Source organism: Massilia suwonensis, assembly GCF_042655665.1.
Classification (GTDB): domain Bacteria; phylum Pseudomonadota; class Gammaproteobacteria; order Burkholderiales; family Burkholderiaceae_D; genus Telluria; species Telluria suwonensis.
On the sequence record NZ_JBHSMR010000008.1, the window covers coordinates 295,021 to 309,802 of the forward strand.

Here is a 14,782-nt window from a genome sequence, read left to right on the forward strand (position 1 = left end):
AAAACAGAATTAATCCAGAGGAAATCCTCATACAATCAAACGATTGAAGCACGTACCAAAACGCGCGCCGGCTGCTTAGCAGTACGGCGCGTTTTGCTGTGCGCCCCTTTGACCTGAACCTATAAGACACACCATGCAGATCGCCGCTCCGGCCGCCACCACCTTCGTTCCCTTCGACGCTTTCCAGGCCGAGATCAAACCCGAGCAGACTCCGCTGCGCAGCGCCATCACGGCTGCCTACCGCCGCGACGAAACCGAGGCCGTGCAATGGCTGCTGGCGCAAGGCGCGCGTCCGAGCGCGGAGGCGAAACCGCTGGCGCATCGCCTGGTCTCCGCCGTGCGCGCTAAACGCACGCGCGCTTCGGGCGTGGATGCGCTGATGCACGAATTTTCGCTGTCCTCGGAAGAGGGCGTCGCCCTGATGTGCCTGGCCGAAGCCCTGCTGCGCATTCCCGACAGCGCCACCGCCGACCGCCTGATCGCCGATAAAATCAGCCGCGGCGACTGGCGCAGCCACCTGGGCGAATCGCCTTCCCTGTTCGTGAACGCCGCGACCTGGGGCCTCTTGATTACCGGCAAACTCGTCTCGAGCAACAGCGAGCGCGGCCTCGGTTCGGCCATGACGAGATTGATCGCCAAGGGCGGCGAGCCGCTGATCCGCAAGGGCGTCGACCTCGCGATGCGCATGCTCGGCAACCAGTTCGTGACCGGCCAGACCATCGAGGAAGCGCTGAAAAACAGCCAGCCGAACGAAGCGCGCGGCTATCAATACTCCTACGACATGCTGGGCGAGGCGGCGCTGACGGAAAGCGATGCGCAGAGCTATTACGCCTCCTATGAAAAAGCGATCCACGCGATCGGCAAGGCCTCCAACGGCCGCGGCATCAAGGCCGGTCCCGGCATTTCCATCAAACTGTCGGCGCTGCACCCGCGCTACAGCCGCGCCCAGTCGAGCCGCGTGATGAGCGAACTGCTGCCGCGCGTGCGCAGCCTGGTGCTGCTGGCCAAGGGCTACGACATCGGCATCAATATCGACGCGGAAGAGGCGGACCGCCTCGAGATCTCCCTCGACATGCTGGAAGCGCTGGCATTCGATCCGGAACTGGCCGCTTTTGAGGGCATCGGCCTGGTGGTGCAGGGCTATCAAAAACGCTGCCCCTTCGTGATCGACTACGTGATCGACCTGGCCAAGCGCAGCGGCCGCAAGTTCATGGTGCGTTTAGTAAAGGGTGCGTATTGGGACGCCGAGATCAAGCGCGCCCAAGTGGACGGCATGCCGGGCTTCCCGGTCTATACCCGCAAGGTGTATACGGACGTGTCCTACCTGACCTGCGCAAATAAACTGCTGGGTGCGACCGATGTCATCTACGCCCAGTTCGCGACCCACAATGCGCACACCCTGTCCGTGATCTACACCTGGGCCAAGGAACGCGGCATCGACAACTACGAATTCCAGTGCCTGCACGGCATGGGAGAAACGCTGTACGACCAGGTCGTGGGTCAAGAGAACCTGAACAAGGCTTGCCGCATCTATGCGCCGGTCGGTTCGCACGAAACCCTGCTCGCCTACCTGGTACGCCGCCTGCTGGAAAACGGCGCGAATTCCTCGTTCGTGAACCAGATCGTCGACGAAAAGGTCGCCATCGACACCCTGCTGAACGATCCCTTCGAGATCGCCCGCGCCAGCGGCGGCGCGCCGCACACGGGCATCGCCCTGCCGCGCGCGCTGTTCGGCACGGAACGTGCGAATTCGGCCGGCATCGATCTGACCAATGAAGATGCGCTGCGCGTGCTCGGCACCGAGTTGTCGCGCCAGCGCCATTACCAGGCTGCGCCGCTGATCGCGGGCGTTGTTGCCGGCGCCGACACCCTGAGCGTCAAGAACCCGGCGCAACACGCGGATGTCGTCGGCCAGGTCCAGGAAGCGGCAGCGCTTGATGTCGAAACGGCCCTGGCGGCCGCCAGCGCCTTTGCCGGCGAGTGGAATGCCAGCGCCAACGGGGAGCGCGCCGCCATCCTGGCGCGCGTCGCCGATCTGTTCGAAGCCAACTGCACCGAGCTGATGGCCCTGGCCGTGCGCGAAGCGGGCAAATCGCTGCCGAACGCGATCGCGGAAATCCGCGAAGCCGTGGATTTCCTGCGCTACTACGGCGCGCAAGTGAAAGACGCCACGCAGGCGCAGGCCCTGGGTCCGGTCACGTGTATCAGCCCATGGAACTTCCCGCTCGCCATTTTCACCGGCCAGGTCGCCGCGGCCCTGGCGGCCGGTAACGTCGTGCTGGCGAAACCGGCCGAGCAGACCCCCTTGATCGCGCACCGTGCCGTCGAGCTGTTTTATGAAGCCGGCATCCCGCGCGCCGCCCTGCAGTTGCTGCCGGGCCGCGGCGAAGTGGTCGGCGCCGCCCTGACCGCGGATCCGCGCGTAAAAGGCGTCATCTTCACCGGCTCGACCGAGGTCGCCCAATTGATCAACCGCACGCTGGCGAAGCGCGGCGAAGCGGAGGGCATCGACATTCCGCTGGTGGCCGAAACCGGCGGCCAGAACGCCTTGATCGTCGACTCCTCGGCGCTGCCGGAGCAGGTGGTGCAGGACGTCCTCAGCTCGGCATTCGATTCCGCCGGCCAGCGCTGCTCGGCCCTGCGCGTGCTGTTCCTGCAGGAAGATATCGCCGACAAAACCATTCGGATGCTGAAGGGCGCCTTGCAGGAACTGCGCGTCGGCAGCCCGGACCGCCTGGCGACCGACATCGGTCCCGTGATCGACCTCGAGGCCCAGCGCAACCTGCTGGCCCATATCGAGCGCACCAAGGCGACCGCGAAGCAGCATTTCGCCTTGGAACTGCCGGCCGCGGTGACGGCGCAAGGCACCTTCGTGCCGCCGACCGTGCTGGAAATCGGTTCATTGGCCGAACTGAAGCACGAAGTCTTCGGTCCGGTGCTGCACATCGTGCGTTACCGCCGCGCCGACCTGAACAAGGTGGTCGAGCAGATCAACGCCACCGGTTATGGCCTGACGCTGGGCGTGCACTCGCGCATCGACGAGACCATCGATTTCATCACCACCCGCGCCCACGTCGGCAATATCTACGTGAACCGGAATATCGTCGGCGCCGTCGTCGGCGTCCAGCCTTTCGGTGGCGAAGGCAAATCCGGTACCGGTCCGAAAGCAGGCGGCCCGCTCTACATCAAGCGCCTGCAGCGCCAGGCGACGCCGCTGCTGACGCATGCGAACGCGCCCTACGCCGCGCTGGCGGCCCTGCTGGTCTGGGCCCGCAACAATGGTCACCAGGACATCGTCAGCCTGGGCGAAACCTATGCCCGCACCCAGCTCAACGGCACCACGCTGGCACTGCCGGGTCCGACCGGCGAGAAAAACAGCCTGGCCTTCTTCCCGCGCGGCGTCGTCCTGTGCGCGGCGAACTCGACCAAGGGCATGCTGAACCAGCTGGCCGCTGCCCTGGCGACCGGCAACCGCGCCTTCGTGCTGGCCGGTGCCGGCGTTGCCATGCCGGAAGAACTGCCGCCAGAGGTGAAAGACCGCATCCGTTTCATCGGCGCGGCCGAAGTGGACAAGTGCGAGTTCGGCATCGCGCTGCTGGAAGCGGGTGTACAGGGCAATGTGCGCTCGCAGCTGGCGGCGCGCACTGGCGCGATCGTCGGCATCGTCGATACCGATGCGTCGACTCCGGTCGCCCTGTGGCGCCTGGTGGCCGAACGCGCCGTTTGCGTCAACACGACCGCGGCTGGCGGCAACGCAAGCCTCATGACCTTAGGACTGTAACAATGTAGAAGTTTCGCCGTTCATATTGGAGGAAGACATGTTAGTTGGCGTTCCAAAAGAGATCAAAAACCATGAGTACCGGGTCGGCCTGACCCCGCCTTCCGTGCACGAGCTGGTCGCACGGGGGCATCAAGTGATTGTCCAGAAGAACGCCGGCAGCGAGATCGGCTTGTCGGACGACCAATATGTGGCGGCGGGCGCCACGATCGTCGAGACGGCACAGGAGATTTTTTCCCGTGCCGAGATGATCGTCAAAGTGAAGGAACCGCAGCCGGGCGAATGCGCGATGCTGCGCGAAGGGCAAATCCTCTACACCTACCTGCACCTGGCGCCCGATCCCGAGCAAACGGCAGCCCTGGTGAAATCGAAGGCGGTCTGCATTGCCTACGAAACCATCACCGGTCCGGGCGGCGGCTTGCCGCTGCTGGCGCCGATGAGCGAAGTGGCGGGGCGCATGTCCATCCAGGCCGGCGCGGCGCACCTGGAGAAATCGAAAGGCGGCATGGGCTTGCTGCTGGGCGGCGTGCCGGGCGTGGCGCCAGGCCACATCGTGATCATCGGCGCCGGCGTGGTCGGCACGAATGCGCTGCAAATGGCGGTCGGCACCGGCGCCCGCGTCACCGTGCTCGATAAAAACATCGACCGCCTGCGCCAGCTCGACCTGGTGTACGGCAACCGCATCGCCACCGTGTATTCGACCGGCCACGCGATCGAGGAAGCGGTACTGGCGGCCGACCTGGTGATCGGTGGCGTGCTGGTGCCGGGCGCGGCGGCGCCGAAGCTGGTCACGCGCGGCATGATTTCAAAGATGAAGAAGGGGGCGGTCGTGGTCGACGTGGCAATCGACCAGGGCGGCTGCTTCGAAACCTCGCATGCGACCACCCACGCCGATCCGACTTTCGTGGTCGACGGCGTGATCCATTATTGTGTGGCGAACATGCCGGGCGCCGTGGCCCGTACCTCGACCTTTGCGCTGAACAACGCCACCATCGGCCATGCGCTGGCCTTGGCGAATAAGGGCTGGCGCCGCGCCTTGCTGGACGACGCTCACCTGCGCCAGGGTTTAAATGTGTGCCAGGGCCAGGTGACCTATGAAGCCGTCGCTAAAACCCTGTGCTACGACTACGTGCCGGCCGATACCCTGCTGGCCTGATCGCTGACCGACACTTCTTCCTGCAGACAAAAGCGCCTGACGATATACAAGGCGTAACGCGCGGCCACCGACTTCACGAAACGCATGAAGTCGGTGGCCGCGTTTTCATTGGCGTTGTCCGAAATCGTGCGGATCACGGCGCAGGGCACGTCCAGTTCGTAGCAGACTTGCGCCACCGCCGCGCCTTCCATTTCCACCGCCACCAGTCCGGGCAGCGCTGCATTCAAGCCGGCGATGTGGGCGCTGTCCTTGATGAACTGGTCGCCGCTGGCAATCAGGCCGCGGTGGATGCGTGGCTGGGTCAGCCTGAACACCGCTTTTTCGCCGTCATCGATCGCTTCCATAAAATCCTCGTCCAGGAAAGCATAGGCGGCATTGAGCACGCGCGCGTTCAGGCGGTGGTCGGCCGTGAAATGCGTCAAACCGGTCAGCGGTACCTCGAAGCGGGGAAATAAAGGACTCGCATCCATGTCGTGCTGGACCAGCGAATCGGCCACCACGATGTCGCCCACCTGCACAGTTTGTTCGCCGGCACCGGCCACGCCCGTAAACAGGATGTGGGTAACTCCGAATTTTTCCACAAGCGTTGTTGCCGTCATGGCCGCGGCAACCTTGCCTATACGCGACAGAACGCACACAGCGTCGATTTCCCACAGCTGTCCGACCCAGTACTCGCGTTGGCCATGGATGAGCTTGTAGGGGCTCTGCATGGCTTCCACGAGCCCCTGCTGTTCTTCAGACAGCGCGCTGATGATCCCGAGACGCATTTTTTGATTGTTTTCCAGGTAAATAAACGGTGCTGGCAGCGTTTTGACGGCGGTGTTGAGCTGCTCAAGGGCCTTGTCCCCGCTGTTCACGCTGTCTGCTGTTTACAGTAATAAAGGTATGTATACATTCTGGTAGTGATAGTAAACGTGCATTCAACTGTGGATAAGAACGGTTTACTCCACAAGATCAGCAGTTTACGCATCGCCGAAAGAGCTGGACAAGGATTGTATCGAGCCTGCACCGATGTTGGAAAAAAAACGGCGGCTTGCAGATGCGGTCTGTTCTGCACATCGCATCCTGTGGATATACAGCGGCTTGTCCACAGCCGAGCGCTTTTTTTGCCTGCAATGGGCATGTTGCAGGCCATTTGGTGCGACCGGCCAGCATCCAGGCGACACAACGAAGGCGAGCAGGACGACAAGCTGGCATTCACCGCCGGCGTTCGCTTTTCTCTTCCTGCCAAACTTTTGGACAAAAAAAAGCCGACAGCGTGACGCGCGTTCGCGAACGCATGCGCGTCGATTTTTTTTTGGAGGCATGCAGACCAGCAGTCTCGTCTTCAGCCAAAAACCGCTGCCTTTTCTTTTTTTTTGCCAAACCGCTCAGCGCTCGAGCAGAGCCGGCCTGTCCTTCGGCCAGGCACGGGCGCGTGCCGCTGTTCACAGGGAAAGCCGCGTTGTTTATTTAATTAAGAGAGGTATATATAAAACTGGTAGTGATAGTAAACGCCGCCGTTTACTGTGGATAAGGCCGGTTTTCTTCACAGGCTCAAGGGTTTACGCGCGCTCCGATGTGCTGAACAAGCCCTGTATCGCGTTTGCACGAAAGGTGTACAGATTTTGGGTGTCCACCATCGCGGTCGTTTCTGCACATTCGTTCCTGTGGATATGCATGGGTTTGTCCACACCCTGCTTGCCAGAACGGTGCCGGGGTCTCCTTGACGGCAGGCCTTGGCCTCCAGGCCCGAACGGATTCCAGTTGCCTGAAGTAGTGAACGCGAATCCGACGCAAGCGTCCAACAGATGGCAGGAATCGAAAAAAAATTTTTTGCGGCCACGCGGCGGATGCGTCCCCAGGTTTACAACCAAAACAGGTATACAAGGATAGTAGTAGTGTTAACAACTGGCATTTTCTGTGGATAAGCCTGTTAACGGATGAGAAATCATTGGTTTACGCGCGGTATAAGCCTGTGACGGTGCGCTGTATCGCTGCCGGCACAAATCTGGACAAGATTTTCGCGTCCCGTAAAAGCCGCGTTTTTGCACAAACCGTTCCTGTGGATATGCAGACCTTTATCCACAGGGGCCCCTCTTTCATTCCTTTGACGATCTGGTAAGCTTGCCTTGGTGTATTGAAAATCGAATCCAGCAAACGGAGGCGGACATGCGCATTGACGACTTGTTCCAGGTACCGGTGATCCAGGGCCCGATGGCGGGCGGCTCCTGCACGCCCGAATTGGTAGCCGCCGTCTCGAATGCCGGCGCACTCGGCGCGCTGCCGTGTTCGCTGCTATCTCCGGCGACGATCGAGCAGCAGGTGGCGCGCATCCGCACGCTGACCGGGCGTCCTTTCCTGCTGAATTTTTTTGTCCAGGGTAAGCCGGCACCAAGCAGCGAGGAGGTGAGCGGCGCCGTCGAATTGCTGCGGCCAGTCTGGGAAAGCCTGGGCTGGAGCGAACTGCCGCTGCCGGCGCAGTGGAACGAAGATTTCGAGGCGCAGTTCGAGACCTTGCTCCGTTTGCGTCCGGCGGGCGTCAGTTTTACTTTCGGCATCCTCGAGCAAGCCCAAGTCGAACGCCTGCATGCTGCCGGCATCCTGGTGATCGGGACCGTCACGACCGTCGAGGAAGCGCTGGCCTGGCAGGCGATCGGCGCCGATGCCGTCGTCGCCTCCGGCGTCGAGGCGGGCGGCCACCGCGGCACTTTTATCGGACGCCAGGAAGACGCGACCTTGTCGGTCCGGGAACTCTGGCCGGCGGTGGTGGCGGCCGTGCGGATTCCCGTGATCGCCGCCGGCGGCATCATGACGGGTGCCGACATCAAACGCGCGCTGCAGCTGGGCGCCCGCGCTGTGCAGATGGGTACCGCCTTCCTGGTGACCGACGAAGCGTCGATCCATCCGGCGTATAGAGCGCGGCTCCTGAGCGGGGAGGGCGTGACAAGGCTGACGCGTAGTTTTTCCGGGCGTTACGCACGGGGCATCGAGAACGGTTTCATGCGCCGCATGGCCGCTGTCGAAGCGCAGGTGCCACCTTACCCGATCCAGAACGCGCTGACCGGGAGCATCCGCGCCGCCGCCGCCAAAAGCGGCGACACAGAAAATATGTCGATGTGGGCCGGCGCCGAGTTTGCCCGCGCGCGGCCGATGCCGGCGGGGCGCTTGATTGAGTTACTTGCATCCGAAATGCAGACCTGAGGAGACGTGGAACGTGGAATCGGCTGGAGAATACGACTACATCATCGTTGGGGCCGGTACCGCGGGCTGCGTGCTGGCGAACCGGCTGACGCAAAACAAGAACGTCGAGGTGCTCTTGATCGAAGCGGGGGCGCGCGACGATTACCTGTGGATCCACATTCCCGTCGGTTACCTGCACTGCATCGGCAATCCACGCACCGACTGGCTGTTCAATACCGAACCGGATCCGGGCCTCGGCGGGCGCGCCTTGATTTATCCGCGCGGTAAAGTCCTGGGTGGCAGTTCCTCGATCAACGGCATGATTTACATGCGCGGCCAGAAGCAGGACTACGAGCGCTGGGCCGAGGCCTGCGGCGACGATGCCTGGCGCTGGGAGCGGGTGCTGCCGCTGTTCAAGAAAAGCGAGGACCATTACCGCGGCGCCAGCGACGTCCACGGCGCCGGCGGCGAATGGCGCGTCGAAAAGCAGCGACTGTCCTGGAAAATCCTGGACGCCTTCCGCGATGCCGCGGCCGAGGTCGGCATTCACAAGGTGGACGATTTCAATACCGGGGACAATGCCGGTTCCTCGTACTTCGAGGTCAACCAGCGCCGCGGCATCCGCCTGAACACGGCGAAAGCGTTCCTGAAACCGGCGGCGCAGCGCCAGAATCTGACCATCATGACGGGCTGCCACGTCGAGCGCCTGTTGATCGAGCAGCTTGACTCTGGCCCAGTCTGCCGCGGCGTGCAATTTACCGGCGGCGGCAAGGCATATAGCGCCCGCGCACGCCGCGAAACCCTGCTCGCGGCCGGCGCGATCGGCTCGCCGCACATCCTGCAACTGTCGGGCATCGGCGAGGGCGGGCACCTGCAGCGCCATGGCGTGCAACCGCTGGTCGAGCTGCCGGGCGTGGGAGAAAATTTGCAGGATCACCTGCAGCTGCGCATGGTCTATAAGGTGCAGGGCGTCAAGACGCTGAACACGAGCGCGGCATCCTGGTTCGGCAAGATGAAGATCGGCATCGAGTATGCCTTCCTGCGCAGCGGTCCGATGTCGATGGCGCCTTCGCAACTGGGCGCGTTCGCAAAATCCAGCCCGCAGCAGGCGACGCCGGACCTGCAATACCACGTCCAGCCCCTGTCTCTGGAAAAATTCGGCGACCCGTTGCACGGGTTTCCGGCATTTACGGCCAGCGTCTGCAACCTGCGCCCGACGGCGCGCGGCCACGTGCGCCTGAGCACCCACGACAGTTACGCCCCGCCGAAAATCACGCCGAATTACCTCAGCACCCAAGAGGACCGGCAGACGGCGGCCGCCGCCTTGTCTCTGACGCGCCGCATCGTCTCTGCCCCCGCCTTGTCGCGTTACCAGCCGCAGGAATTCAAGCCGGGTCCGCACTATCGCACCGAGGAAGAGCTGGCCGAAGCGGCCGGCCTGATCGGCACCACGATCTTCCACCCGGTCGGCACCTGCAAGATGGGCAAAACGGATGATCCGCTGGCCGTGGTCGACAGCCAGCTGCGCGTACGCGGAGTAGGGCGCCTGCGCGTGGTCGACGCCTCCATCATGCCCTTCATCACCTCCGGCAATACGAATTCGCCGACCCTGATGATTGCGGAAAAGGCAGCCGAGCTGGTCAAGGCCGCACACGGATAAGTACACAGCTGTTCATTTACGCACAACTGGTCTGCGCAGACAGGGCAGTTGTGCGCGGCTGCACAGGTAACCCTTGTATTGTGTAAAGAACTGATCTGTGTAATATTTGCCAAGTAGTTCTCGACGCTGTACGTAACGCTGTACGCAATACAAGCACTGGAGACACGATGGCAGACGTCATTCTTGAGACGAAGAAACTCACCAAAGAGTTCAAGGGTTTTACCGCAGTGAACGATGTCGATCTGCGCGTCCAGCGCGGACACATCCACGCCTTGATCGGCCCGAACGGCGCCGGCAAGACCACCTGTTTTAATTTATTGACCAAGTTCCTGGTCCCGACCTCGGGCCAGATCCTGTTCAACGGCCGCGACATCACGCGCGACAAGCCGGCGCAGATCGCGCGCCAGGGCATCATCCGCTCCTTCCAGATTTCCGCCGTGTTTCCGCATTTGACCGTGCTGCAGAACGTGCGCATCGGCCTGCAGCGCGAACTCGGCACCAGTTTCCATTTCTGGCGCAGCGAATCTTCCCTGAAGTCGCTGGACGAGCGCGCCATGGCGCTGCTCGAGCAGGTCGACCTGGCCGGGTTTGCCGACACTGTCACGGCGGACCTGCCCTACGGCCGCAAGCGCGCCCTGGAAATCGCGACCACGCTGGCGATGGAGCCGGAACTGATGCTGCTCGACGAACCGACCCAGGGTATGGGACATGAAGACGTGCACCGGGTGACGGCATTAATCAAAAAAGTGTCGGAAGGACGGACGATCCTGATGGTCGAACACAATATGAACGTGGTGTCCGGCATCTGCGACCGGATTTCCGTGCTCCAGCGCGGCGCCATGCTGGCCGAAGGCACGTATGCCGAGGTCTCGAAGAATCCGCAAGTGATGCAGGCCTACATGGGCACCGCGGACGGCGAACTCGAAGCGGGGCACGCATGACGGCCGCATTAGAGATTTCCAACCTCCAGGCCTGGTACGGCGAATCCCACATCCTGCATGGCATCAGCCTCTCGGTCGCCCCGGGCGAAGTCGTCACGCTGCTCGGCCGTAACGGCGCCGGCCGTACCACGACCCTGCGCGCCATCATGGGCCTGACGGGCAAACGCACCGGCTCGATCCGCATCAACGGCGTCGAGTCCGTCGGCTTGCCGACCCACCGCATCGCCCACCTCGGCGTCGGCTATTGCCCTGAAGAGCGCGGCATTTTCTCTTCGCTCTCGACCGAGGAAAACCTGCTGCTGCCCCCAAGCTTGCAGTCGGGCAGCCACGCGATGTCGATCGACGAGATCTACGAGATGTTCCCGAATTTAAAAGAGCGCCGCCACAGCCAGGGCACGCGCCTGTCGGGCGGCGAGCAGCAGATGCTGGCGGTGGCGCGCATCCTGCGCACCGGCGCGCGACTGCTGCTGCTGGACGAGATCTCGGAAGGTCTCGCGCCGGTCATCGTGCAGGGCCTGGCCCGCATGATCACCATGCTCAAGGCGAAGGGCTATACCATCGTCATGGTCGAGCAGAACTTCCGCTTCGCGGCCCCGCTCGCGGACCGCTTCCACGTTGTCGAACATGGGCAAATCGTCGAAACCATCGAGGCGCAAGACCTCGAGGCGCGCATGCCCGTCCTCACCGAGCTACTCGGCGTTTAATAGAAGCACCATCAACCAAGAACGGAGACAAGATGAAACGCACCGCCCTCGCCCTCGCCGCCAGCGCCGCACTCACCGGCTTCATGGCACCTGCGCACGCCCAAATCAGCGACGACACCATCAAGATCGGTCTCATCACTGACCTGTCCGGCGTCTATTCCGACGTCGACGGCAACGGCGGCGCCGAAGCCGTGCGCATGGCGATCGCCGACATGGGTGGCGCCGTGAATGGTAAAAAAATCCAGTTCATGGTCGCCGACCACCAGAACAAGCCGGACATCGCCGCCTCCAAGGCGCGCGAATGGTTCGACCAGCAAGGCGTCGACATGCTGATCGGCGGCACCAACTCGGGCGCCAACCTCGCCATGGCGAAAGTCGCGGGCGAGAAAAAGAAAGTCTTCATTTCGATCGGCGCCGGCACCGCGCAGCTGACCAACGAGCAGTGCTCGCCCTACACCGTGCACTACGCCTACGACACCGTGGCGCTGGCGCGCGGCACCGGTTCGGCCATGCTCAAGCAGGGCGGCAAGAGCTGGTACTTCCTGACCGCCGACTACGCCTTCGGCCAGTCGCTGGAAAAGGACACCACCGACGTCCTGAAGGCCAACGGCGGCCAGGTGCTGGGCAGCGTCAAGCACCCGCTGTCGGCGTCGGACTTCTCGTCCTTCCTGCTGCAGGCGCAATCGTCCAAGGCGCAGGTGCTGGGCCTGGCCAACGCCGGCGGCGACACGATCAACTCGATCAAGGCGGCCAAGGAATTCGGCATCACCAAGAACATGAAGATCGCCGGCCTGCTGGTGTTCATCAACGACGTCCACACCCTGGGCCTGGATGCGACCCAGGGCATGTACCTGACCGACGGCTGGTACTGGGACATGAACGCCGACACCCGCGCCTGGTCCAAGCGCTATTTCGCCAAGATGAAAAAGGAACCGTCGATGCTGCAGGCGGCCGACTACTCGGCAACGGTGAACTACCTGAACGCCGTGAAGAAGATCGGCACCGACGATTCGACCAAGGTCATGGCCCAGCTGAAGGCGACCAAGATCAACGACATGTTCGCCAAGAACGGCGTGATCCGCGAAGACGGCCGCATGGTGCACGACATGTACCTGATGCAGGTGAAGACCAAGGCCGAGTCGAAGTACCCATGGGATTACTACAAGGTCGTCGCCACCATCCCGGGCGACCAGGCGTACACCAAGAAGTCCGAAACGAAGTGCGCTGCCTGGAAGTAATGTCGTATTGATGTACGCGCAGTAATGCGAACGTGAGTTGAACGCGTGGACGGCAGAACCGTCCACCCTACGTGGCGCGAACTGTAGGGTGGACGGATCCTCCGTCCACGCGTTCAACGATCGTCTGCACGGCGAAACGCCGACCTGTACGACTGACTTTGCTTCATCACACCCCTTGGCCGGTCCGGCCGCTTCGGCCGCCGCCATCCCGTCTTTTTGCTTTGGGTATCTATGGAAATCTTCGGCGTCCCCCTGCAAGCCATGATGAGCCAGCTGCTGCTGGGCTTAGTGAATGGTTCCTTCTACGCGATGCTTTCGCTCGGCCTGGCCGTGATTTTCGGCCTGCTGAACGTCATCAATTTTTCCCACGGTGCGCTGTACATGATGGGGGCCTTCCTGGCCTACATCGGCGTCACCACGTATGAGCTGAATTACTGGATGATGCTGGTGCTGGCCCCGCTGCTGGTAGGCGCCTTCGGTATCGCCGTCGAGAAGTCGATGCTGCGCTGGCTCTACAAACTCGATCACCTATATGGCCTGCTGCTGACCTTCGGCATCACGCTGCTGCTGGAAGGCGTATTCCGCTCCTTCTTCGGCGTTTCCGGCCAGACCCTGGACGTGCCCGAGCAGCTGCAGGGCGCGACCGACCTCGGCTTCATGATGCTGCCGAACTACCGCGCCTGGGTGGTCGTCTCCTCGCTGGTGGTCTGCCTCGGCACCTGGTTCGTGATCGAAAAAACGCGGCTCGGCGCCTACCTGCGCGCCGGTACCGAAAACCCGAAACTGGTCGAAGCCTTCGGCATCAACGTGCCGCGCATGGTCACGCTGACCTATGGCTTCGGCGTCGCCCTGGCCGGCCTGGCCGGCGTGCTGGCCGCTCCCGTGATCAACGTCACCCCGCTGATGGGTTCGAACCTGATCATCGTCGTGTTCGCCGTCGTCGTGATCGGCGGCATGGGTTCGATCCTCGGCTCCATCATCACCGGCCTGCTGCTGGGGGTGATCGAGGGCCTGACCCGCGTCTTCTATCCGGAAGGCTCGGAGGTCGTCGTGTTCGTGGTCATGGTCATCGTGCTGCTGCTGCGCCCGGCCGGTCTGTTCGGTAAGGAGAAATAAACCATGAACAAGAAAATCGCCTATACGCTGGCGCTGGTCGTCGCCCTGGTCGCGCCCTTCGTCGGCTACCCCGTGTTCCTGATGAAGCTGCTGTGCTTCGCGCTGTTCGCCTGCGCCTTCAACCTCCTGATCGGTTTCACGGGACTGCTGTCCTTTGGCCACGCTGCCTTCTTCGGCAGCGCCGGCTACGTAACGGGCTACCTGCTGGCCAGCGTCGGCCTGCCGACGGAACTCGGCATCCTGGCAGGCGTCGCCGCCAGCGCCGTGCTCGGTCTCGTCATCGGTTCGCTGGCAATCCGCCGCCAGGGCATCTATTTTTCGATGATCACCTTGGCCTTGGCGCAGATGGTGTATTTCGCCGCCCTGCGCAGCCCCTTTACCCACGGTGAGGACGGCCTGCAGGGTGTGCCGCGTGGAAAACTGTTCGGCATGATCGATCTCGGCAACGACCTGACCCTGTACTACGTCGTGCTGGCCATCGCGGTGGCCGGTTTCGCGCTGATCGTGCGCACCGTACACTCGCCCTTCGGCCAAGTGCTGAAGGCGATCAAGGAAAACGAGCCCAGGGCCATTTCTTTGGGCTATGACGCCGACAAGTACAAGCTGCTCGCGTTCGTGCTCTCAGCGGCCCTTACGGGCCTTGCAGGGGCGACTAAAACGCTGGTGCTGGGCTTCGAAACCCTGACCGACGTCCACTGGACCATGTCGGGCCTGGTCGTCCTGATGACCCTGGTGGGCGGCATGGGCACCATGGCCGGTCCGATCATCGGCGCCTTCATCATCGTCGCCCTGGAAAACAAGCTGGGAGAGCTGGGCAATTTCCTGGCCGAGAGCACGGGAATATCCTGGTTCTCGAGCCTGGGCGAGTCGGTCGGCATGGTGACCGGCCTGATCTTCATCGTGTGCGTTCTGCTGTTCCGCCGTGGTATCGTCGGGGAAATCGGCGCGCTGCTCGAGCGCATGGGACGCAAGCCCCAGGCGCCAGGCAGCCGCGTCGCCGCTACGACCGACCGCGAAGCAGCCTAGG

The 14,782-nt window shown here is 62.5% G+C and carries 11 protein-coding genes; 9 read left to right on the plus strand and 2 right to left on the minus strand.

The window, feature by feature from the left end; genetic code table 11:
- Window positions 1-133 precede the first annotated feature (133 nt).
- On the plus strand, window positions 134-3,781 hold the full coding sequence (gene putA / locus ACFPQ5_RS04840; protein WP_379752148.1) for a trifunctional transcriptional regulator/proline dehydrogenase/L-glutamate gamma-semialdehyde dehydrogenase: 3,648 nt from the start codon (window positions 134-136) through the stop codon (window positions 3,779-3,781).
- A gap of 37 nt (window positions 3,782-3,818) precedes the next feature.
- Entirely contained in the window at window positions 3,819-4,934 is a 1,116-nt protein-coding gene (gene ald / locus ACFPQ5_RS04845; protein ID WP_379752149.1) for an alanine dehydrogenase, read from the plus strand.
- Here the strand turns inward: ald and ACFPQ5_RS04850 are convergent.
- Window positions 4,904-5,701 (minus strand): 5'-methylthioadenosine/adenosylhomocysteine nucleosidase, encoded by a 798-nt coding sequence (locus ACFPQ5_RS04850; RefSeq protein WP_379752394.1) that lies wholly within the window; start codon window positions 5,699-5,701, stop codon window positions 4,904-4,906. The genes ald and ACFPQ5_RS04850 overlap by 31 nt on opposite strands.
- A gap of 430 nt (window positions 5,702-6,131) precedes the next feature.
- Window positions 6,132-6,365, minus strand: a complete 234-nt coding sequence (locus tag ACFPQ5_RS04855) for a hypothetical protein (RefSeq protein ID WP_379752150.1) — start codon at window positions 6,363-6,365, stop codon at window positions 6,132-6,134.
- 720 nt (window positions 6,366-7,085) lie between these two features.
- Here ACFPQ5_RS04855 and ACFPQ5_RS04860 point away from each other — a divergent pair.
- The 7 genes from ACFPQ5_RS04860 to ACFPQ5_RS04890 all read left to right on the plus strand — a co-directional run bounded on the left by ACFPQ5_RS04860 (window position 7,086) and on the right by ACFPQ5_RS04890 (window position 14,781).
- Window positions 7,086-8,117: an NAD(P)H-dependent flavin oxidoreductase gene (locus tag ACFPQ5_RS04860; RefSeq protein WP_379752151.1), complete on the plus strand. Its 1,032-nt coding sequence runs from the start codon at window positions 7,086-7,088 to the stop codon at window positions 8,115-8,117.
- Window positions 8,118-8,130: 13 nt separating this feature from the next.
- Window positions 8,131-9,756 (plus strand): GMC family oxidoreductase, encoded by a 1,626-nt coding sequence (locus tag ACFPQ5_RS04865; RefSeq protein WP_379752152.1) that lies wholly within the window; start codon window positions 8,131-8,133, stop codon window positions 9,754-9,756.
- 167 nt (window positions 9,757-9,923) lie between these two features.
- Complete coding sequence (locus tag ACFPQ5_RS04870; RefSeq protein WP_379752153.1) at window positions 9,924-10,697, plus strand: ABC transporter ATP-binding protein; 774 nt, start codon at window positions 9,924-9,926, stop codon at window positions 10,695-10,697.
- Entirely contained in the window at window positions 10,694-11,401 is a 708-nt protein-coding gene (locus tag ACFPQ5_RS04875) for an ABC transporter ATP-binding protein (protein ID WP_379752154.1), read from the plus strand. Before ACFPQ5_RS04870 ends, ACFPQ5_RS04875 begins: the two co-directional genes overlap by 4 nt.
- Before the next feature lie 32 nt (window positions 11,402-11,433).
- On the plus strand, window positions 11,434-12,639 hold the full coding sequence (locus tag ACFPQ5_RS04880; protein ID WP_136221686.1) for an ABC transporter substrate-binding protein: 1,206 nt from the start codon (window positions 11,434-11,436) through the stop codon (window positions 12,637-12,639).
- Between the two features lie 231 nt (window positions 12,640-12,870).
- Window positions 12,871-13,755 carry a branched-chain amino acid ABC transporter permease gene (locus tag ACFPQ5_RS04885; RefSeq protein ID WP_379752155.1) on the plus strand — a complete coding sequence of 295 codons (885 nt, stop codon included), beginning with the start codon at window positions 12,871-12,873 and terminating at the stop codon, window positions 13,753-13,755.
- A gap of 3 nt (window positions 13,756-13,758) precedes the next feature.
- Window positions 13,759-14,781 (plus strand): branched-chain amino acid ABC transporter permease, encoded by a 1,023-nt coding sequence (locus ACFPQ5_RS04890; RefSeq protein WP_379752156.1) that lies wholly within the window; start codon window positions 13,759-13,761, stop codon window positions 14,779-14,781.
- Window position 14,782 lies beyond the last annotated feature (1 nt).

What these genes read in the sequence shown, in the direction of transcription:
- putA (WP_379752148.1), top strand. Translation starts at nt 134, where the DNA reads ATGCAGATCGCCGCTCCGGCCGCCACCACCTTCGTTCCCTTCGACGCT.
- ACFPQ5_RS04885 (WP_379752155.1), top strand. Translation starts at nt 12,871, where the DNA reads ATGGAAATCTTCGGCGTCCCCCTGCAAGCCATGATGAGCCAGCTGCTG.
- ald (WP_379752149.1), top strand. Translation starts at nt 3,819, where the DNA reads ATGTTAGTTGGCGTTCCAAAAGAGATCAAAAACCATGAGTACCGGGTC.
- ACFPQ5_RS04890 (WP_379752156.1), top strand. Translation starts at nt 13,759, where the DNA reads ATGAACAAGAAAATCGCCTATACGCTGGCGCTGGTCGTCGCCCTGGTC.
- ACFPQ5_RS04850 (WP_379752394.1), bottom strand. Translation starts at nt 5,701, where the DNA reads ATGCGTCTCGGGATCATCAGCGCGCTGTCTGAAGAACAGCAGGGGCTC.
- ACFPQ5_RS04880 (WP_136221686.1), top strand. Translation starts at nt 11,434, where the DNA reads ATGAAACGCACCGCCCTCGCCCTCGCCGCCAGCGCCGCACTCACCGGC.
- ACFPQ5_RS04870 (WP_379752153.1), top strand. Translation starts at nt 9,924, where the DNA reads ATGGCAGACGTCATTCTTGAGACGAAGAAACTCACCAAAGAGTTCAAG.
- ACFPQ5_RS04875 (WP_379752154.1), top strand. Translation starts at nt 10,694, where the DNA reads ATGACGGCCGCATTAGAGATTTCCAACCTCCAGGCCTGGTACGGCGAA.
- ACFPQ5_RS04860 (WP_379752151.1), top strand. Translation starts at nt 7,086, where the DNA reads ATGCGCATTGACGACTTGTTCCAGGTACCGGTGATCCAGGGCCCGATG.